The sequence below is a fragment of the Streptomyces sp. NPDC048290 genome, assembly GCF_040652095.1.
Classification (GTDB): domain Bacteria; phylum Actinomycetota; class Actinomycetes; order Streptomycetales; family Streptomycetaceae; genus Streptomyces.
The window spans coordinates 1-1,185 of sequence record NZ_JBEZLM010000068.1 but is presented as its reverse complement, the minus strand read 5'-3'; the positions used below and the strand labels follow the sequence as shown (position 1 = coordinate 1,185).

The 1,185-nt window shown below is 67.8% G+C and carries 1 pseudogene; it reads left to right on the top strand.

Going from position 1 to position 1,185, the window contains the following annotated elements:
* Positions 1-1,177 (top strand): annotated as a pseudogene (locus tag AB0D49_RS41745) (NF041680 family putative transposase); the annotation flags it as partial.
* Between the last annotated feature and the right edge of the window lie 8 nt (positions 1,178-1,185).

Sequence of the window (1,185 nt, the reverse complement as noted above, 5' to 3'; positions counted from 1 at the left end):
GACGGCCGGCTGGTCCTGGCCATCGATGTCACCTGCTGGCTGCGGCCCGACGCCCACACCTCACCAGAACGGATCCTGTGTCACACCTACGGACGGGGCAAGGACCAGCACATCCCCGTCCCTGGCTGGCCCTACTCGATCATCTGCGCGCTCGAGCCGGGCCGCAGCTCCTGGACCGCACCGCTGGACGCACTGCGTCTGAAGCCCGGCGATGACACCCGCCACCATCACCGCCCGGCAACTGCGCGATCTGCTGCAGCGACTGATCACAGCAGGACAGTGGCAGACGGGCGACCCCGACATCCTCATCGTCGCGGACGCCGGATACGACGCACCCCGCCTCGGCTTCCTCCTCAAAGACCTGCCGGTGCAGGTGCTGGCCAGGATGCGATCCGACCGCGTCCTGCGCAGAGCTGTCCCACCACGGCTCCCGCACACGCAGGGCCGACCGCCCCGGCACGGCGGCGAGTTCGTCTTCGGACAGCCTGACACCTGGAGCACCCCGGACACCGAAACGGTCACCGACACACGCCTCTACGGCACCGCCAGGGCCCGCTCCTGGAACCGGCTGCACCCCAAGCTGACCCACCGCTCTTCCTGGGCAGCCGCCGACGGGACCCTCCCTATCGTCGAAGGGACGGTGATCCGCCTGGACATCGACCACCTGCCCAGCGGAGCGACACCGAAGCCGGTCTGGCTGTGGTGGTCAGCCACCGATGCCACTTCGGCGGACGCCGACCGTCTCTGGCAGACATATCTGCGGCGCTTCGACATCGAGCACACCTTCCGCCTGTTGAAACAGACCCTCGGCTGGACCTCCCCCAAGATCCGCACCCCTGAGGCAGCCGACCGCTGGACCTGGTTGATCCTCGCCGCATACACCCAACTGCGGCTCGCTCGCCCACTCGCTGCCGACCGGCGTCGTCCCTGGGAGAAACCCAGTTCCCCGGACAGGCTTACTCCCGCCCGAGTCCGCCGCGACTTCCGACACATCCGCCCACAAGCGGCCTGTCCGGCCCAAGCACCGAAACCTTCTCGTCCGGGCCCTGGACGACCACCGGGCCGAAGAAACACCCGGCCCACACCCCGCCACGACGTTCACACACCCAGCAAAACACCGTCAGCGAAGCAGCGAACGAAGAAGTCAACCACCCCACGACCACGCCGCACGGGTTAAAGATCAAG